The sequence below is a fragment of the Streptomyces griseobrunneus genome, assembly GCF_046713465.1.
Classification (GTDB): Bacteria; Actinomycetota; Actinomycetes; order Streptomycetales; family Streptomycetaceae; genus Streptomyces; species Streptomyces microflavus.
This window is the reverse complement of record NZ_CP177080.1, coordinates 213,862-233,832: the sequence shown is the minus strand read 5'-3', so window position 1 is coordinate 233,832 and position 19,971 is coordinate 213,862. Positions and strand designations below refer to the sequence as shown.

Annotated in this window: 7 protein-coding genes; 1 reads left to right on the top strand and 6 read right to left on the bottom strand. The window is 71.8% G+C overall.

What is annotated here, in order from left to right:
• The first annotated feature begins 456 nt into the window (after positions 1-456).
• Positions 457-5,769, top strand: coding sequence for a sacsin N-terminal ATP-binding-like domain-containing protein (locus ACK8N7_RS01100; RefSeq protein WP_500440398.1), 5,313 nt, complete (start codon positions 457-459; stop codon positions 5,767-5,769).
• A 139-nt stretch (positions 5,770-5,908) separates the two neighbouring features.
• Here the strand turns inward: ACK8N7_RS01100 and ACK8N7_RS01095 are convergent, their stop codons facing one another.
• From ACK8N7_RS01095 to ACK8N7_RS01070, 6 genes are all read right to left on the bottom strand, one after another.
• Positions 5,909-7,366: an NAD(P)/FAD-dependent oxidoreductase gene (locus ACK8N7_RS01095; RefSeq protein WP_500440397.1), complete on the bottom strand. Its 1,458-nt coding sequence runs from the start codon at positions 7,364-7,366 to the stop codon at positions 5,909-5,911.
• A 64-nt stretch (positions 7,367-7,430) separates the two neighbouring features.
• Positions 7,431-8,651, bottom strand: a complete 1,221-nt coding sequence (locus ACK8N7_RS01090; RefSeq protein WP_500440396.1) for a LuxR family transcriptional regulator — start codon at positions 8,649-8,651, stop codon at positions 7,431-7,433.
• Positions 8,652-8,686: 35 nt separating this feature from the next.
• Positions 8,687-10,423 (bottom strand): phenylacetic acid degradation protein PaaN, encoded by a 1,737-nt coding sequence (gene paaN / locus ACK8N7_RS01085; RefSeq protein WP_403218476.1) that lies wholly within the window; start codon positions 10,421-10,423, stop codon positions 8,687-8,689.
• 91 nt (positions 10,424-10,514) lie between these two features.
• Positions 10,515-11,393, bottom strand: coding sequence for an SDR family oxidoreductase (locus ACK8N7_RS01080; RefSeq protein ID WP_500440395.1), 879 nt, complete (start codon positions 11,391-11,393; stop codon positions 10,515-10,517).
• Between the two features lie 20 nt (positions 11,394-11,413).
• Positions 11,414-12,628, bottom strand: coding sequence for an FAD-dependent monooxygenase (locus tag ACK8N7_RS01075; RefSeq protein WP_500440394.1), 1,215 nt, complete (start codon positions 12,626-12,628; stop codon positions 11,414-11,416).
• Between the two features lies 1 nt (position 12,629).
• Positions 12,630-19,862 (bottom strand): amino acid adenylation domain-containing protein, encoded by a 7,233-nt coding sequence (locus ACK8N7_RS01070; RefSeq protein ID WP_500440393.1) that lies wholly within the window; start codon positions 19,860-19,862, stop codon positions 12,630-12,632.
• Positions 19,863-19,971: the final 109 nt, after the last annotated feature.

Sequence of the window (19,971 nt, the reverse complement as noted above, 5' to 3'; positions counted from 1 at the left end):
CGGGGGTGTGGCCGTGCTGTCCGAGCGGCGCGCTGGGGTGTCTGTTGGGCGGGCTCAGCGTTGCGGGCGGCTTCCAGGGTGGGGTGGATGTGCAGGACCTGGTGGGCGCCGACGATGCTGATCAGCCGTGTGACGGCGGGGGAGGGGGCGACGATGCGGAGGTCGGCTTCCTGGTGGGTGGCCAGGAGCAGGCGCAGGAGTCTGCCTTGGCGAAGACCGTTGGCCACATCCTCGGGACGATCCGGCACCCAGTGCCCCAACACATCAGCAATCACCCACACATACTCCCAGTGACCAGACGGATGGCAGCACAGTGCTTCCCGCGGGCCGCGCCGCAGCCCGTACCGAGGACATCTTGCAGGCGCCCTGGCTTCGCACCCGGCATCATGTGGCCCCCGCCGTCGCTACCGCCGTACTGTTCAGTGCGCTCGAATGCGTCTGAAGGGGGACACAACTTTGCCGGACCGCAGCGCCGAAATGCGTGCGAAGACGCTCGACCGCATTGCTTCGTATCAGGAGTCCAAGGACCGCTGGAACCTGTTCCGGAGCCTCAAGAACCTCATTGAACAGGCCGTCCGCGACTACGAGCACCGCGCCCTGGTGGAGCTCCTTCAGAACGCCCACGACGCGCATGACGCCGACGACCCCGGTGGCAGGGTCCTGATCAGGCTTGACCACGACGAGGGCCCGCACGGCGCGGTGTACGTGGCGAACACCGGGCGGCCCGTCAGCCGCAGCAACTTCGACGCGATGACCGACATCGCACAGTCGGACAAGCGACCGGAGGAGGGCATCGGCAACAAGGGGATCGGCTTCAAGAGCGTTCTCCAGCTGACCGGAGCACCCCAGGTCTACTCGGTTGCCGAGGAGGGAAGCCAGGTCTTCGACGGCTATCGGTTCACCTTCGCCGACGAGATCTCGCTCAAGGACCTCCTGGGCGGCGACGAGACCCTCGCGGCGGAGGTGGCCGCCGACGTCTTCCACCTCTGTCTGCCCGTGCCCCTCGACGGCGTCCCCGACGCCGTGAACGGCTTCGCGGCCGACGGATATGTGACCGTGCTGCGCCTGCCACTCAAGAGCGAGGAGGCCCGGGCCGAGGCGGCCGAGCAGCTAACCGCGCTGACCGCCGGCCCGCCGGTGTTGCTCTTCCTGCGCCGCATCGGGTCGCTCACCATCGAGGAGAGGCAGGACGGCGAGGTCGCTCGGCGCATCCTGGTCCGGACCGAGCGGGTGGACGCCGTCCTCGACCGGTTCACGGTCAGCACGGTGACCGTCGGCGACGGAGATGCGTTTGTCCTCCTCGACCGGCAGGTGGCGGCGGACGAGTTCGGCGACGCGATCGAGCGCAGTGTGCTCGGCGACCACATCAGTGAGGGATGGCGTGACTGGCAGGGAGACGCCCGAGTCACCCTCGCGATTCCCGTCGGGGACGGACCGGCCGAAGGACGCCTCTACACCCACCTGCCGATGGGCGAGCAGGCAGTCGCCCCCCTGCCAGCCCATGTGAACGCGCCCTTCTTCGCCAAGCTCGCCCGCGTCGACCTCGAGAAGACGGTCCCGCTCAACGAATTCCTCCTAGACGAGCTGGCCGTCCTCGGTGCCGAGACGCTCCTTGCCTGCTCCGCCGGTACCGTCGAGCTCTCCCCGACCCTCTGCGCAGACCTGCTGAGTTGGGACGCGTCCATGTCCGACCGGCTGACCCGGGCCTTCGCGAGGCTCGGACACGAGGTCGGCACGGCCCCGGTCGTCCCCCTGGTCCCTGGCGCCCGGCGGCCGTGGGCCTCCCTCGCGGAGACCTGCCTGTGGGACGACAAGGACCGGACCCTCTTCACGACCGGCCGGCTGACCAGGGAGGCGGACGCCGTACTCGTGCACCCGTCCGTCACCGGGCACCGTGCGGTCCGGCTGGAGAAGGCCGTGGCCACGCTCATCGGCCGCTCGGCGCGACCGCCGGACGAACTCCTGGCGACCTGGGCCGAGAGTCTGGCACGCAGCCTCGCCGGGGCGCCCTTCCGGCCGGAAGTCTGGGCCCGCTTCTACGACGAGCTCGCTGGCTGCGTCGAGCGGCCCAGCTCCCTCCAGGGCCGTAGCATCCTCATGGACGACGACGGAAAGCTCCGCCGGTGCAACACAGCCGACGGCAGGACCAGGCGCGCCACGGCCTTCTTCTCGCCCAAGACGGACGGCGAGGACCAGCCGGGCTCCGCACGCACGGGGCAGGGCCCCCGCCTCCCGCGGTCGCTGCGTCACCGGGTCTTCTTCGTGTCGCGGAACATCCCGTGGAAGAACCGCCTCGGTAGCGTCACGAGCAAGCAGCCGGGCCGCCGGATGCTGGAGGACGGCGGCCTGGTCAACGAGTACCGCGCCGACGAACTGCTGACACTGGTCGCTCGCTCGCTGCAGGACAGGCCCACCCCGGAGCTCGCGGCGGAAGTCCTTGCGTGGGCCTTCCGGCTCTCAGCGAGCGAGACCGCGCCGTGGCGCGACATCCAGGCCATGGGGTTGCTCGTCCCCGGCGCCGACGGTGTGTGGACACCCGCAAAGAAGGCCCTGTTCTGCGCCGACTGGGGTGGAGAGAGGGCGAAGCTGCTCACAGAGCTGATCGACCGTGCGCAGGACGTCTCGGAGGAGATCGCGGAGCTCCGGGGCCGCTTGACCGCGCCCCCGGAGCACGCCGCCTTCCGCGGTGGCAGCAGGGACGACTGGCGGGACTTTCTCGGGCGTCTGGGGGTCGGTGACGGGCTCTGCCCCGAACCGGTGCCCCGCTCCGCCCCGAGGGCGGACGGCCGGTACTTCGCGGACGGCGCGCCTCCGACGACGTCCCTGACACCGGCCACCGCGGAGGTCTGGCTGCGCCATGTGGGGAGGGACCTCCCCACGGACCTGCGGCCGTACACCGAGTACGTCGGCGGGACACCCCTGTACCGGCTGCCCGGTCAGGACGACCACAACCATCTGCCCGACGGCGCGAAGCGGGTGTACGCCCGGCTCGTGGCCGCCGGTTGTGCCGAGTGGCCCACCGACGCCCTCCACATCACCGTGCGACGCTACAACGACCGGTGGGACTCCTTCACCCTGCCCACGCCGGTGACCGCCTTCCTCGCCGAGGCCGAGTGGATGCCACTCGCGTCCCCGCGCGAGCGAGCCGACTGGCGCTTCGTCCGGCCCGCGGCTGCATGGACGCACGGGGATGAGCCCGCCCCCTCGTTCGTTCCCCTGGTGCCCTCTCCGCTGCGCCGTGTGTTTCAGGCGAACGACGGGGCGGTGCGCCGTACGAGCAGCTGGGGACTGGAACGGTGGGACTCCCCGGCCACCGCCGCGCGTCGCGTCCGCGAGCTGACGGAGTTGTTCTGCGACGGCGCCGTCCCCGAGACGATGACGGCAGCCTTCCGCAGGGCGTACGAGGACGCCTGGGCGGAGTGCGCCCAAGCGCGCCAGGACCCCTACCCCCAGGGCTTGGGGGCGACCGTGGTCGTCAGCCGGGGCGGCCGACTCGAACCGGTCGCGCTCGCCGACGACACGGACTCCCCGACTGCCATGGACCACCTATACGTGGAGGACGCCGACGCACGCCAGCTCGTCCAGCTCCTCGAACAGCGCGGTGCCTCCCTGCTCCGCATGCGCAACGCGCACGGAGACGCAGTGGCGGCGCTGCTCGAGCGGCGCTTCGGCTCCCGCGTCCGGAGGATCTCCCGGGCACGGGTCGAAGTCCAGGCGAACGGGCGGGCGTTCCACGCCGGCACCGCTGGCGACCCCCTGATCACGTCCGAGCAGGACTGGCTCCTGACCCTCGTCGCGGCTGTGATCGACCTGCGCGCCAGCCGCTTCCGCCGTCCCACCCCGGAGGCCGTGCGGCGCGCTTGCACGATCGCCAAGCGCATCCGCGTCGTCCACGCGGGCGTACTGACTTCCGCCGTGGACGACATCGCCGAGCGGCCCGGTAACGGCGGCAGACGGTGGCTGGTCGTCCCGCACCCGGAGTCTCCGACGCTGCTCCTGGAGGACGCCGGCCAGAGCGAGGAGGACCTCCTGCATCGGTCCGCCGCAGGGATCATGGAACTCCTCCACCACCCCGAACTCGCCGACACCCTCCGCATGGCCCTCCTCGACCTGGTCGCGGCCGGCTGGGGACCGGGCCAGACCCCGGACGCCGACGCGATCGCCGACATCCTGGGCGAGGACCGGGGCCGAGTGCGCGAGATCGCCGCGACCCTGCGACAGCCCCTGGACGCCCTGCTGGACGTCTTGGTGCCGCTGCTCGCGACCCTTGACCTCGAAGCGGCCCAAGCCCTCCTGTCCGACGACGGCGCCCCCGCCTCGGAGACCGAACTGGACCGCGGGCTCGCCGCCCGGCTGTCGCTGGAGAACCACCGGGCGCTCCGGGACGCGGCCCGTCGGCCGGACCTGGACGCCGCCCGCAGGGCCATGGCCCTGTCGCTTCCCGAGCTCAACGCCGCGATCTCCGCCCTCGGACCGCCCTACCGGCCGCTGCGCAACGCGGAGGGCATCGAGCAGGAGTTCCGCCACTTCGTCGCCAGCCGGCGGCAGAGCATCCTGGACGCACTGCGAGCTGGCTTCCTGGAGGCGTTCCGGACCGGTGCCCCCCTGACCTCGTACGCCGAGAACCGGAACCTGGCTGGACTCGTGCCGGACGCCGCTTGGGCGGACGAGCACCTCCATCTGGAGACCGACCTCATGCGCGCGCACGTCGACCGCTGGCTCGCGGGACTGGGAGCCTCGCCGCTCGGCACGGACGCGGGGCTGGCGCCCGTGGATGAACTCCGGCTCACCAACCGGCCCATCCTCCTGGATGGGCTGAAGGGGGCACGGACCCTGATCCGCGCGTGGGAGGCCGCGCGCCACGAACCCGCCTCCGGCCTCCCGGGGGATCCAGAGAGCCTCGCGGCCGAGGCGACTGCCACCGGGCTGCTCGACTTCCTCCCGCTCGACGACGCCACGACGCTGCGCTGGCTCCGTGCCGGAGACCGCTGGCCGGCCGCAGTCCCGCTCACCTTGACCCCGGGGGAGCTCGGCCTGACAACCGGTCAGCTGGACGACGCCGAACGGCAGGAGAAAAGGGAACAGCGGCTGCGGCAGGAGGAGCGGAGGCACATCGTGGTGGACCGGAGGAGGATGTCGGCGGAGGAGGACAACTACCACGAGATCGTGGCGGCCGTAAGGGGCGGCCTCACCCCCGAGTTCCTCGGCTCCACCGGCGACGCCCCGCTCGTCGAACTGGGCCGGCAGACACAGCGGACCCCCGGTGCCGGACGCCCCGGATTCTCCGCCGGTCGACGGGGCAAGCTCTCCGACACACAGGCTCTCGCGGTCGGACTCGCGGGGGAGGTCGCCGCCCTCGCCTGGCTCATGAATCGGTATGACGCCGTAGACGACAGTGCCTGGGTGTCGGGCTACCGCAACAAGGTCTTGGGCGACGGCCTGGGCGACGACACGCTCGGCTACGACCTCGTGGTCGAGAAGAAACGGTCGAGCCTGCTCTTCGAAGTGAAGTCCTCGGCCGGAGGCGAGGGGGAGTTCGTCCTCTCGCCCACTGAGATCGCCCGGGCGCGCTCCCTGAAGAAGCGTGAGACCTACCACGTGCTGTACGTCTCCCACGCCCTCGACGCCGACCTGCGGAAGATCCACCTTCTGCCCAACCCACTCCACCCTCGGTCGGCCCACCTCTTCCGCTCGGTCGGCGAGGGCCTGCGCTACCGGTTCCAGCTGTCGCGGTCGGAGGAGCGCCAGGCGGGGACAGGACTGAAATGACCGCTTGGCGACCCCATCGGGTTGGGCCAAGTCAAGGCGCTGAACGCGACAAACCCCGGGCCAAAGCGAGGAAGGGAACCACACGGCAGGCACGATGGTGACGACGGGCCGTCATGTGCACTCTGATCGGCGGCCCGGGTCAGTGCCTTGCGCCACGAGTGGTGCGGAAGGCGGAGGGGTCGGTCGAGACGAGCCGTTTGAGCAGGGTGGGAGTCCGCCCGCCCCGGTCCTCATGGTCCTCGACGGCGCGGAGCGCGGGCAGCAGGATGCCCGCTCCGGCGGACCGCAGCGGGTCCGGTGGTATCCAGCCGCCCGGGGTGCGGGCCAGGGCCGAGCGGCTCCACTCGTCCGTGACGCCGAGGGCGAACGAGGCGAGGACCCGGGCCATCAGGCGCGAGGGCCCCACCCCGTCGCCGGAGTAGCCGGTCGCATAGCAGGCGTTCGGAACGGATCGTAGCCAGCCCGCGAAGGGCAGTGAGGTGACGGAGTACTCGACAGGGGCGGTCCAGGACGAGGCCACGGGCGCGTCGGCGAGGGAGGGGAAGAGCCGGACGAGATGGCGGCGCATCTCGGCCATCCGCAGAGGCGGCCCCCACTGGGTGCTCGGCGCGGAGTTCCCGTAGGCCATCCCGGCACCGCCCTTGCCGAACAGCAGCCGGCCGTCCGGAGTCCTGCGGTAGTAGTTCAGCCGTCGCCGGGCGTCGCAGACCGAGGTGCCGTCGTCCCATCCCAGGGCGTCCAGCTTGGCGGGGATCGGCTCGGTCAGCAGGGTGTCGCTGGCTATGGTCACCATGGTGCGGCCCAGGTCCTCCAGGGCGGACGCCCAGGCATTGATGGCCAGCACCACTTTGTCGGCGAGGACGCTCCCGTACGGGGTGACCGCCCGGGTCCGCGGGCCCGGGCGCAGGGCGAGCAGGGGGGTGCGCTCGTGGATGCGCACGCCGGCTGCCAGGGCGGCCCGGCGCAGTCCGCGGGCGAGCTCGGCGGGCTGCAGTGTGGCGCAGCCCGGGTCGATCAATCCGCCGTAGTGGCTCTCGACGCCGACGGCTGCGCGCGCCTCGGCTGCTGAGACCTGGTGCAGGGGCTCGACGCCGGCGCGGCGCAGGTCCTCCAGGGTCTGCCGCCAGGAGCCGCGCTGGGCCGGGGACGACGCCGCGAGCAGCCACGGTCCGCGTCGGTGCCCGATGTCGATGGCGTACTCGTCGGCGAAGTCGATGATCTCGTCGACCGCCCGGGCCGAGGCCTCCGCTATCCAGCGGGCCTCCTCCGGGCCGCTGATGGCGACGAGGCTGCTGAACCGTGCCCACATCGGCATCAGGAAGCCGGCGTTGGCGCCGCTAGCGCCGCTGCCGCAGAGGTCCGCCTCGATCAGGACCACATCGGTGCCGGGGGCCCTGCGGGCGATCTCCAGAGCCGTCCAGAGGCCGGTGAAGCCGCCGCCCACGATGCAGACGTCGCAGCGCAGTTCGTCCTGCAGCGCCGGTGAACGGCCGTCGTCCGGCTCGTGCGCCAGGGCTTCGTGCAGCCATCCGGAGCGGTGTCCGGCGGTGGGGGCGTCGTGGTGCGGCCAGGTACGGGGCAGAACCAGATCGGTCACAGCATCTCTCCGTCGGGCATCGGGCAGGGATACGGGTTACGAGATCGGGCGGGGTGCGGTGCGCTCATCGCGGGTCCGGGTCCCGGGGGTCCAAAGCGACGGGGACGCCTGCCCGCACGGCGGCGTTGAGCAGGTCGATCCTGGAGCCCACGCCGAACGTCCGGAACAGTTTGCGGAGGTGGTAGTTGACCGTGTGGGGGGACAGCCGGAGCCGTCCGGCCATCTCCTGGTTGGTCAGTCCCTCGGCCACCAGCCGCAGCAGCAGGCGCTGGCGCTCGTCGAGCTCGGGGCCTGCCCGCCCGTCGAGGGGCGGCAGGGGCGCCGCCGGTCCTCCCAGGGCAGCCCGCTCGCTGCGCAGTACGGTCCGCAGCACCTGGGGGACCGTCTCTGCGACCAGGCAGCGCGCGAGCAGGCTGACGAAGGCGGGGGCACCGCCCCGGTCGTGGAGCAGGCCGGTCGCGTACGCCTCCTCCAGTACCGGGATGAGGGCGGCGGTGGAGGTGCCCAGGAGCCGGCCCAGCGTCTCGGGGCCGCACCCGTCGTCCAGCACTGCCATCAGGCAGAGCAGCTGATGACAGAGGCCGGAGGAGCCGGCGAGGGTGTCCCGGACGTAGAAGCCTGCCTGTTCCGAGACGCGGGAGGTGACCAGTTCGGCCACCCCGGACACGGTCCGCACGCTGCCCTCCTCCTGGAGCCCGCGGACGAGTTCGATGAGCAGTCCGGGGTGCCCGCCGACCTGTTCCAGCAGCCGCAGGAGCGGTCCGTCGAGCCGTGCGTCGAGGAGGTCGGACGCCAGGTCGCGGGCGGCGCCCCGGGACAGCGGGCCCAGCACCAGGCGCGTCGTGCAGAGGAAGGGCGGCACATCGATGCCGTCGGCCCGGCGCGGCGGCGTGCCCGCCGGGGAGGCCGTCATCCACACCGTGTGGCTGGCCGGGCGGGGGCCGGGGCCTTCCCGGCCCGGCCCGCTGCCGGGGTGGAAGGGTTCGTCGACCACGACGAGAGTGGGCACGGGATCACCGGGCGCGGCTGTCTGCGTCTCCCCGCGCAGCAGGCGGAATCCCCGCCTGCGCGCGGTTTCAGCCGCCTCCTGGAGCATCCTGGTCTTGCCCATTCCCCGGGGGCCGACCACATGCATCAGGGCGTTGCCGCCCGTGCAGGCGCAGTCGAGCGCTTCGTACACACGACGGGTCTCGGGTTCCCTTCCGCGCTGGGGCAGAGTGGGCGGAGTGCTGGACAGGGGTCTCTCCTCGTCGGGGCTGGGTGGTGCCGGCGCGGGGCGTGCCATCGGGGTCGGAGTCCGAGTCCCTCCGGGGCGGGCGGTCAGCGGGAGTCGCCGTAGCGGCGGACCCCTACGGTGCGGAAGCGTTCGGCCACGTAGGCGCCGTCGCAGTAGACGGAGTTGCCGGAGGGGTTGAGGCCGGTGCTGTGCAGGTCGGAGTAGACGGCGGACTGGGTGATGAACCAGTCGCCCATCAGATTCACCGAGAGCATCACTCCGGCGTGTTCGCACACCTCGGCGACGAGGGCCTCCACCTCCGCGGACGTCGTGTGGACGCCGACGGACAGCGCACCGGCTCGCCGGGTCACGGCGCCCAGCAGCTCGGCCCCGTGCGCGGCCGAGTCCACGGCCACCACGAAGCCGACCGGCCCGAACCACTCCCGCCCCAGGGTCTCGCGGTCCTCGTCCCGGGAGGCGTCCAGCGCGACCAGGACCGGGGTGCGCAGGGTCGCCCCCGGGTGGTCGGGGTGCGTCACGGCACGCGGCGCCAGAGCTACCGGCCCGATGGCACCGGAGGCCGCGTGCTCGACGTCCTCCAGGACGTCGGGCCCCACCAGCGCCCCGAGCACCGCGATCGCGGACAGGTCGTCGGCGAGCAGGGCGGTGACGGTGGCCGCGAGGTCCCGCACCACATCGGCGTAGGTCCGGTGGCCTTGGTCCGTCGCGATCCCGTCGCGGGGAACGAGCAGGTTCTGCGGGCTGGTGCACAGCTGGCCGCTGTACAGGGCGAGCGAGAAGGCGAGGTTGTGCAGCATGCCCCGGTAGTCGGCGGTGGACTCGACGAGGAGGGAGTTGACGGCGGACTTGGCGGTGAAGACCCGGGCCTGGCGGGCGTTGGCCTCCAGCCAGTCACCGAACTCCGATGTTCCGGCGTAGTCGACGATGCGCACCTCGGGACGGAGTGCCAGGGTCGCGGCCAGCCGTTCACCCGGACGCTCGGGGGCCAGCGCGACGAGATTCGGGTCGAAGTCCGACTCCCGCAGCACCTCGCGGGCGATGCGGACGGTCAGCGCGAGCGGGAGGACGGCCCCCGGGTGCGGCTTGACGAGCACGGCGTTGCCGGTGGCCAGCGAGGCGAAGAGCCCTGGGTAGCCGTTCCAGGTGGGGAAGACCCGGTTGGCGATCACCAGGCTCACCCCGCGCGGCACCACGGTGAAGGTCTTGGCCAGGGAGAACAGCCGCCCGTCCGGCATGGGCTTGCTCCAGGTCACCTCCGTGGGCATCCGGGTCTGCTCGAAGAGTGCGTAGGCGACCGCTTCCAGCCCCCGGTCCTGGGCGTGCACGGCTCCGGCATGGAAGGCCATGAGGAAGTTGTGGCCGCTGGTGTGCACGGCCGCGTGGGCGAGTTCGAAGGAGCGGGCGTTGATCCGTTCAAGGATCTCGGCGCAGACTGCGGCGCGTTTCCACGGGCCGGCCTCCCGCCACCCCTCCATCGCGCCCTCCATGGCCGGCAGCAGGACGTCGGGGTCGGCGTGCGGGTAGGTGATGCCCAGCCCGAATCCGTACGGGGAGCGCTCGCCGCCGTCCTCGGGGCCGGGCCCGACCGAACCGTCCCGGCCCGGCTGGTCCGAGGTGAACTCCTGGCCGAGTAACCGTTGGAAGGTCTCGTCCCCCGCAGTCCGGGCGAGCTCCCCGTAGGCGGCGGCCTCGTCCGGGTAGGGGGACCAGTACTCCCTGGTGCGGATCGCCGTGACGGCGCGTTCGAGTGGTGCTCGGTGACGCTCCAGCAGGTCCTGTGCGGGTGCGGCGGCTGCTCTCTCGGGCCGGGCGATGGTCATGCGGTTGTCTCCAGGGGGCCGGAACGGTCGGGACGTGGGTGCGCCGGGCCGGCGGGACGCGGTGGTCCCGCCGGGCCGGCATCGGGAGCGGTCAGTCGGCGCGGACTCGGAAGCGCCGGTCCAGCGCCCGGTCCGGGAGCACCCGCTTGAGGACGTGGAAGGAACGGGCGTCCTTGCCCACCTGGTAGCGGGTGCGTGGTTCGGCGGCCGTCAGCGCCCGGTAGACCGTGCGGGCGAAGTCCTCGGGGCTGGTTCCGGTCCCGGTCTGCTGCTCGTTCGCGTCGAGGAAGCGTCCGAACGCGGTGCGGTAGGGCTCGGTGACCTCCGGGGGGAGGTCGTCGAAGTCCCTCCGGGCGCTCTCCGTGAGCTTGCCCCAGATCGGTGTCATGATCGCCCCGGGCTGGACGACGCAGACGCCGACACCGGACCGGCGCAGTTCCCGCCGCAGCACGTCCGACATGGCCTCCTTGGCGAACTGGGCCGCCGCGTAGGCCCCGAGGAAAGGCAGCGCGACGCTGCCCAGGCCGGAGGTCACGTTGACGATCCGGCCCCCGGAGCGGCGCAGCTGCGGCAGGAAGCCCTGGGTCACGGCCAGTTGGCCGATGACGTTGGTGTCGAGCTGCTGCCGCATCCGCTGCGGGGTGACGCACTCCAGCGGGGCGGACACCGCGATGCCCGCGTTGTTGACGAGGCCCCAGAGCCCGGAACCGCCCGTCTCCGCGGTGACCTCCTTGACGGCGGCGGCCACCGACTCCTCGTCGGTCACGTCGACACGGACGGGCCGGATCCGCCCGGACGGGGACAGGGCCGCCAGCTCTTCACCGTCGTGCGTCCTGCGGACGCCGGCGAAGACCCGGAAGCCGACCCGGGCCAGCTGCAGCGCGCAGGTGTGCCCGAGGCCCGAGGAAGCGCCCGTCACAAGAACGTGCTTCTCCCCTGGAGGGAGGAACTTCGCTGAGCGGTAGGTCATGGTCGCTCCTTCGGTTCGGGTCAGCCGGACGGGACGGCGGGATAGGTGAGGGCGCTCTCCAGGGTGCGGACCAGCCGTCGCTTCGGCAGGAACTTGAAGTAGGCGTCCCGGACCGGCCTGCGGACGGGGTTCTCGGACTGTTCGAAGGTGCTGATGGCGCGGGAGGCTGCGACCAGGGCGCGGGTGCGCTCACGACGGTCGTCTTCGTAGCGGCGCAGCGCCGCCGGGAGGTCGGTGGCCCCCGCCAGCCTGCGGCCGAGCACGACGGCGTCCTCGATGGCCATGCACGAGCCCTGGCCCAGGCTGGTGAGCATCGGGTGCGCGGCGTCGCCCAGGAGCGTGACGGGGCCCTCGCCCCAGCGCTCCAGGAAGGTCCGGTCCCGGGAGGGCACGGCGAGGATGTCCTCCTCCGGGGTGGCCCGGACGGCTTCCTGGACGACGTCGGCCCAGTTCGCGTAGGCCCGTTGTACGTCGGCCTTGCCGCCCTTCCAGTCGTGGGACTCCTCGGTGGGCATGTTTTTGGTGCCCCACCAGTACAGGCGTCCGCCTCCCATGTCGACGAGGCCGAAGCGGCTGCCGCTGCCCCAGTAGTGGGTGACGGACCCGGGTGCGAAGTGGGGGTGGGAGAAGGGGACGACTGCCAGCCAGCAGATGTATCCGCTGTCCATGGACTCCTCCGGGCCGGTCACCTGGCGGCGGACCACCGAGTTGAAGCCGTCCGCGCCGATGAGGACGTCCCCGCGCGCCTCGGTGCCGTCCGCGAAGCGGACCCGTACGCCTCCGTCGGCTTCGCTCTCGTATCCGGTGGCCTGGGCACCGAGGATGATCGGGACGCCCGACGCGGCGTCGAGCAGGGTCTGCTGGAGGTCCGAGCGGGTGATCAGCACGCTGGGCACGCCCAGCCTGCCGATGATCTCCGGGAAGGGGAACTCGCGGATGAGGCGGCCCTTGGCGGTACGGACGTGATACGACTCCAGCACGCTGCCGCGCTTGGCCAGGTCAATGCCGAGGCCGAGCGAGTCCAGGGCGGCGATGGCGTTGCTCATCACGGAGAGCCCTGATCCGGCGGCCCGCAGTTCGCCCGCCCGCTCGTAGACCTCGACGTCGAGGCCCGCAGCGCGCAGCGCGACGGCGGCGGTGAGCCCGCCGATCCCCGCGCCGATGACGAGGGCCTTGCGCCGCGGGCCCCGGCCGGATACGCGCGCTGTCCCGTGGTCGGTTCGCAGTGTTGTCATCTCAGTGGCCGATCAGCTCGTTGACGGTCCTGACCATGTGGCCGATGTGCGGCTCCTCCATGATGGTCAGGTGGTCTCCGGGGACGAGGACGACGTCGAGCCTGCCGCTCGTGCGCTCCCGCCACCCGTTGGACGGGTCCTTGTGCATGCTGTCGATCGCGGTGTGCATGGAGTCGAGGACTGCGGGCAGCGGCTCGGTGGCCCGGATGAGCACCATGTCCTGCTCGGCCGGGTCGGGGCGGTAGTCGAACGCCGCCCGCCAGTTCGCCTCGTACACCCGGAACAGCCGGCGCACGATCGTGCCCGTACTGCCGGCAGGTAGCACGCCTTCGTCGATGGCGAGTTCGGCGATGAAGTCGAACTTCGCCTCAAGTGTGGTCAGTTCGACGGGGATCAGCTCCAGGGGCGAGCTCCCGCCCCGCTTGAGCCACAGCAGCTCCCAGAAGAACCAGCCGAGCAGCGCGTCGTCGTCGGTGGTGAGCCGGCGGCCCGGGTTGAGCGCCGTTGTGTCCAGCAGGACCAGGCGCTGGATCCGCTCCCCGGCCGCCCGCAGCTGGCGGGCGATCTCGAAGGCCACGAACCCGCCGAATGACCAGCCGCCGATGGTGTAGGGGCCGGTGGGCTGGACGCGCCGGATCGACTCGATGTAGCGGGCGGCGATCTCCTCGACCGTACGGAGCGGTTCGGTGCCGGCGTCGACACCGGCCGCTTGGAGCGCGTAGAAGGGCTGGTCGTCGGGGAGATGGGCGCAGTACCGGAGGTAGCAGAGCACGTTGCCGCCCATGGGGTGGACGAAGAACATCGGCCGCCTGGCGCCGGTCGCGCGGATCGGGACGAGCGGGTCGAACGCGCCCTTGGCCCCGCCGGAGCGCAGCGTGGCGGCGAGGGCCGCGACGCTCGGCGCGGCGATGAACTCCGACATGGGGACGTTGAGGCCGTAGCGCTGCTCGATCACGACCACCAGGCGCATCGCGGTGAGCGAGGTGCCGCCCAGGTCGAAGAAGTTCTGGTGGACTCCGAGTTCGGGCAGCTGGAGGTGGTCGCGGACGATCTCGGCGAGTGTGCGTTCGTAGGCGTCGCGCGGCGGTGTCACGTCGTGCGCGGTGCTCGCTGCGAGTGGGACCCGCCGCAGCGCCGCGTCGTCCCGCTTCCCGCTCGGGGTGAGGGGCAGGGCGTCCAGGGCCTGGTAGTACGAGGGCACCATGTACTCGGGCAGCACGCTGCGCAGTTGCTTGTCGAGCAGGTCCCGCCCGGCGTCGGAGAGCCGCCCGACCAGGAAGGCGGCCAGGAACGACTCGTCGTCCCGGCGCCGACGGGCGACGACGGCCGCTTCGGTCAGGCCCGGGTGGTCGTCGAGGAAGCCGGTGATCGCGAGCTCCACCTCCGCGAGCTCGACCCTGTAGCCGCGCACCTTGACCTGGGAGTCCGCCCGGCCCAGGCAGACGATCTCGCCGCCCGGGAGGGTGAAGCCGAGGTCACCCGTCCGGTAGAGCCGCTCGCCGGGGGCCCCGAAGGGGTGCGGCAGGAAGCGTTCCTCGGTCAGTTCGGGCAGCCCCACGTAGCCGTCGGCGAGGCAGGATCCGGCAAGGTGGATCTCGCCCTTCACTCCGGCGGGCACCGGTCGCAGCCGGGAGTCCAGGACGTGGGCCCGGCTCCCGTCGATGGCGGTGCCGATGGGAGGCATCGCCGGGAAGGCGGCGGGATCGCCCGTCATCGTGTGGCTGGTGACGACGTGCGACTCGGTCGGCCCGTACTGGTTCTCCAGGATGATCCCGGGTACTTCGGCGCAGAGCCGGCGGATCTCCTCGGTGACCCGCAACTGCTCCCCGGAGGAGAGCAGCGCCTTGAGGTGGCGGGGCACCAGGCCCAGTGCCTGGGAGGTCTCGGCGAGCTGCTGGAGCGCCACGTAGGGCAGGCACACCCGTTGGACGCGCTCCTCGTCGAGCAGCCGCAGCAGGGCCGGCATGTCGCGGCGCTGCTCCTCGGCCAGGACGAGCAGGGTGCCGCCCCCGCAGAGCGTGGAGAAGATCTCCTGGAAGGAGACGTCGAAGCTCATCGGCGCGTACTGCGCGGTGACGCCTCCCGGGACGCCGCTGGGGATGCTGTTCTGCCAGGCGATCAGACGGCCGAGGGTCCGGTGGGACTGGATGACCCCCTTGGGCCGCCCCGTGGATCCGGAGGTGAAGAGGATGTACGCGGTGTCCTCGGGGACGATCCGGCGCGGCCGGCCGGAGGTGTCGTCGGCGTCGTCGGGTCCGGCGGCGAGCAGTTCGGCGGCGGGGACCAGGGGCGAGACGCTCCCCAGGCCGTCCGGCTGCTCGGCCCCGGTGATGATCCGGAAGGGGCGGGCCTGCTCCACCATGTCCAGAAGCCGCTCGACCGGATAGGCGAGGTCCAGCGGTACGGTCGCGGCGCCCGCCTTCATCACGCCGAGGATCACGGTGACGGTGTCCGGTGAGCGGTCCATGGCGATGCCTATCCGGTCGCCGGGGCGGGCGCCGAGGGCGACCAGCCGGCGCGCCACCCGATCGGAGGCCTCGCCGAGTTCGGCGTAGGTGCGGCCCTCCCGGCCGAAGACCACGGCCCTCGCGCCCGGGGTCCGCAGCGTCTGCTCCCGTACGGCGGCGACCACGTCCGTGAACGGCTTGGCCGCGGTGCGTTCGGGTGCGGGAGCACCGGTCGGCAGCTCCAGCAGTCCGGGGTCGGCCGGTTCGTCGGGGTGGCGGACCAGGTGCGCCAGGACGGCGGTGAAGCCCTCGGCGTACAGGTCGGCCTGGGCCGGGGTGAAGGTGCGTCCGTGGCAGTCGACCCGCAGCCGGATCCGGCCGTCGACCGGGTCGGTCATGGCGTTGACCAGGAGCTGGAAGTTGGTCTCCTCCCAGGCCCGGAAGGAGTGCATGGAGACGCCGGGCAGCGTGAACACCTCGGTCAGCTGCCGGAAGTGGATGTAGTTGAAGGCCGTCTCCAGGACCGTGACGCCCAGGTCCTCCTGGACGGCGCTGAGCGGATAGCGACGGTGGGGGTAGGTGGCCCGTTCCTGGCGCAGTGCCTCCTCGACCACGTCGGCCCAGGTGGGCTGGGCGGTGTCGACGCGGACCGGGAGGGTGTTGAGGAACAGGCCGGCGATGCGCTCGGCGTCCTCGTACTCGGGGCGTCCGTGGGTGACCAGGCCGGTGGTGACGTCCTCGGTGCCGGAGTATAGGCGCAGCGCCAGGACGTGTACCGCGAACAGCACGGACTTCATGGGCAGCTGACGGTCGCGGGCGAAGGCGCGGGCCTCGGCGGTGAGTTCGTCCGGCAGGTCGACGACCCGGGTGATCAGGTCATCGGGGCCGGGCGCCTCGTGCTGCCGGAAGGATTCCAGGCGGAGCAGTTCGGCGTCCTTGAGGTATCGGGTCCAGAACTCCTTGCTCGGCGCGGACTCCAGCGCGTTGCGCTCGGCGAGCACGTGGTGGGCGGGCGAGGGGAGCTCCTGTACGGGGACGGCCGGGATGTCCAGGCCCAGGCTGTGGAGGTAGTCCTGGAGCAGCTCCCGTACCAGGTTGGCGACGCTGGCGCCGTCGAGGATCGCGTGGTGGAAGCTCAGCACCAGCTCCACGGTCTCCGGCCGCACGTGCACCCGGAAGTGGTAGAGGGGGGCCTGCTCCATGTCGTAGGGCCAGTAGCGCCGTTCGTCGATGTGGTCGCCGATCTCCGCTTCGGCCTCCGCCTCGTCGTGGTCGCGGAGATCGACGACCTGCAGCCCGCCCAGGGCTGTGTGGTCCACGATCTGCAGCGGTTCGGAGAAGCCGCCGAGGTCGAAGGCGGAGCGCAGGACGGGGTGCCGGGCGACCAGTCGCGCGAACGCCTGCTCGAACCTTTCCGCATCCCATCCGAAGGTGAAGCTGTACCGGAAGACGTCGTGGTAGACGGCGGAGTTCTCCTGGGCCCGGCTGTGGTAGATCAGGCCGAGCTGGAGGCGGGTGAGCGGGTAGGCGTCCTCCCGGCCCGCCAGGCGGGCCCGGTCCACCCCGGAGACCAGCTCGAACGGCTCCAGCCGCCGGGACTTGCCGGGCGCTTGGGTGGTGGCCCGTTCGGCCAGCGCGGCCACGGTGGGGTGGCGCACCACATCGTCGAGCGTGAAGTGGATGCCCTGTTTCTCGGCCAGCGCGCGGACCCGGAGCACGGTGATGGAGTCGCCGCCGAGCGCGAAGTAGTCGTCGTGGACGCCGACGGCGTCCCGGTCGAGGACGTCGGCCCAGATCGCGGCGATCGCCTCCTCGGTGGCGTTACGCGCGGCGGCCGGGGCGCTCTCGGGCGCGGGTGCGGTCACCGGTTCGGGCAGGGCACGCCGGTCGGCCTTGCCGTTGGGCGTCAGCGGCACGCGGTCGATCCGGACGAAGTGGGCGGGAACCATGAAGGCGGGCAGTGCGGCACGGAGTTCGGCGTCCAGCCGTCGCGCGTCCAGCTCCGTATCGGCGACGTAGTAGGCGACGAGATAGGTGCCGCGTGCGGTGGAGTGGTGGTCCACGACCAGGGCGGTGCGTACGCCGGCCGCCTGAGCGAGCTGGTGCTGCACCTCGCCCAGCTCCACCCGGTTGCCGCGGATCTTCACCTGCCCGTCCATCCGCCCGAGGTACTCGACGGTGCCGTCCGCCAGCCACCGGGCCAGGTCGCCGGTGCGGTAGATGCGGCCTCCGGGTGCGAAGGGGTCGTCGGTGAACTTCTCCGCGGTCAGCTCGGGCCGGTCCAGATAGCCCCGGGCCACTTGGACGCCGCCGATGCACAGTTCGCCGGGTATGCCGCCGGGCTGGAGGTTTCCGTGCGCGTCCAGGACGTACAGCTGGGTGTTGTCGACGGGCCGGCCGATGGGCACCCGGGTCACGGCGGCCCCGGGGCCGGTGGGGCAGTCGTGGTAGGACACGTCGACGGTGGCCTCGGTCGGCCCGTACAGGTTCACCAGCCGAGGAGGCTGCCCCGGCCCGTCGAAGACCCGGTTGAACTGCTCGACGAGTGCGGCGGGCAGGGCCTCTCCGCTGCAGAAGACCCGGCGCAGCGAAGCCGCTTCCTGGCGCAGGTCGGGGCGGACCTCCAGCAGGTCCAGGAACGGCCCGAGCATGGAGGGGACGAAGTGCGCGGTGGTGACCCCGTGCCGGGCCAGGGTGTCGAGGATGGTGCGCGGATCCTTCTGGCCGTCCGGCGGCAGCAGCGAAAGGCTCGCGCCCTCGACGGCCCACCAGAACAGCTCCCACACCGAGACGTCGAACGAGACGGGCGTCTTCTGCAGCAGTACGTCGTCGTCGCCGATCGGGTAGCGGTTCTGCATCCAGGCCAGCCGGTTGACCACCGAGTGGTGCTCGACCATGACACCCTTGGGCCTGCCGGTGGAGCCCGAGGTGTAGATGACGTAGGCGAGGCCGCGCGCGTCTGTGGCAGGTTCGAGCGGCGTGCCTGGGCCGTCGGCCAGTTCGCCGGCGCTGATCACCACGACGCCCTCCTCGGCCGGCGGGGGCGGGGAGCCCGCGTCCACGAGCACCGCGCGGGCGCGGCTGTCGCGGAGCAGCAGGGCTATGCGCTCGGCGGGGTAGCCGGGGTCCACCGGCACGTACGCGCCGCCTGCCTTGAGTACGCCCAGCAGGACGGCCAGCAGCTGAGGGCTGCGCTCCATCATCACGGCGACCCGGTCCTCGGCGCCGATGCCCCGGGCCCGCAGTCCGTGGGCCACCTGGTTCGCGAGGGTGTCCAGGGCCCGGTAGGTGAGCGGGGCGGAGCCGTCCGCGGGCCGCACGGCGACCCGGTCGGGTGTCCGTGCGGCCTGCTCGGCGATCAGGTCGTGCAGCGTCCGGTCCCGGGCGTGCGGGACGACGGGGCCCCTGCTCTGCTCCAGGAGCCCGAGCCGCTCGTCCCCGGCCGTCAGTGGCAGCGCCTCCGCCGGGCGCTCCGGGTCGGCGACGCCGTTCTCCAGAAGGGTGAGCAGGTGCCCGGCGACGGTGTCGAGGGGGAAGTCGTCGTCGAAGACGTCGGGGGCGCCGTCGAGGTCGATCCGCAGGTCCCCGTCGTCACCGGCCACGTTGACCATGACGGACAGCGCCTCCTGGACGTGCACCGGGGCGAGTACGGCAGTGTGGGGCCGGCCGTCCGGGCGGGGGTGGCGCAGGTACGAGAGCGTGACGTCGAAGAGCCTGCGGGAACCGTCCGCGCCGGCCGGGAGATCGCGCAGTACGTCGCCGAGGGCGAGCCGCTCGTGGCCGCGCAGGGCATCGGTGGCGGCCCGGACCTGCTGTGCGAGTTGGTGCAGGGTGGCGCCGGGGCGCTGGGCGACCCGTAACGGCAAGCTGTTCGCGCGCTGTCCGACGGCGGTGAGCTCGGCGTCGGCGGACCGGTTGCGGAAGGGGATGCCGAGGACGACCTCCTCGGTGTGGTGGATCCGCGCCAGATACGTCCCGAGGGCTGCGGAGAGGAAGGCGAAGGGGGAGCTGCCCTGCCGGCGGATGCGGGTGGCCAGCTCGGCGGCCACGGTGAAGGAGTGGCGGACCCGGGGCTGTTCGGCGTCGGCCGGCTTCAGGGGGTTCCGAGTGAACAGGGCAGGACCGATGCCCTCCAGTGCGGTGCGGTGGAAGGAGCGGTCGCGTTCGTAGGCGGTGGACCTGCGGTAGGCGACGTCCGCCTCGACGAGGCGGTGGAAGGACGGCGGTCGCGATGCGCCGTCGGTGGAGGCGCCGGGGGTGCTCCCGGGGGCCTGGACGCGGTCGTACTCCGCCCACAGCTGGAGGCTGACCTGGTTGAGCGCCCAGGCGTCGGCTATGAGGTGATGGGCCTTCAGGTGCAGCTGTGCGGGCCCCCGGCCGGTCGTTAATATCGCGACTGCGAACATCCGTGAGCGGCGCAGGACGAAGGGCCGGGCCAGCGAGCGTGCCTGCCAGGCGGCGCGCGCCTCGGCCGGGTCGCTCGCGCCGGAGAAGTCGACGACCGCCACAGGAGCTGTGCCGTCCTCCTCGCCGTCGGTGCCGGCGTGGAACCACTGGACGGGTATGCCGTCCTGTTCGTCGAAGCGCAGGGAGAAGGCGTCGTTGCTCCGGAGGACCCGCTCCAGGCACCCTCTCAGGGTTTCGGTGTCCACGTCGGAACCGATCTCCTCCTCGAAGACGACGTTGAACTGTGGGTCCGGATATCCGGTGGAATCGGACACCCAGATGTCCCGCTGGTAAGAAGTAAGCGCAAAGCCATGATCGGGGGTCACTGCGACACCTTCCATAGGAATTCTCGCCGACTCTTTTCGGCCGCTACCGAAGCCCGGATCCGTCCGCGCTCCGCCCAGCACTCTACTGATCGATCGGGTCAATACGACTACTCCTTCGAGTAGC

Excerpts from the sequence above, each read along its gene's own strand:
- ACK8N7_RS01090 (WP_500440396.1), bottom strand. The coding sequence starts at position 8,651 with ATGGCACGCCCCGCGCCGGCACCACCCAGCCCCGACGAGGAGAGACCC.
- paaN (WP_403218476.1), bottom strand. The coding sequence starts at position 10,423 with ATGACCATCGCCCGGCCCGAGAGAGCAGCCGCCGCACCCGCACAGGAC.
- ACK8N7_RS01080 (WP_500440395.1), bottom strand. The coding sequence starts at position 11,393 with ATGACCTACCGCTCAGCGAAGTTCCTCCCTCCAGGGGAGAAGCACGTT.
- ACK8N7_RS01075 (WP_500440394.1), bottom strand. The coding sequence starts at position 12,628 with ATGACAACACTGCGAACCGACCACGGGACAGCGCGCGTATCCGGCCGG.
- ACK8N7_RS01070 (WP_500440393.1), bottom strand. The coding sequence starts at position 19,862 with ATGGAAGGTGTCGCAGTGACCCCCGATCATGGCTTTGCGCTTACTTCT.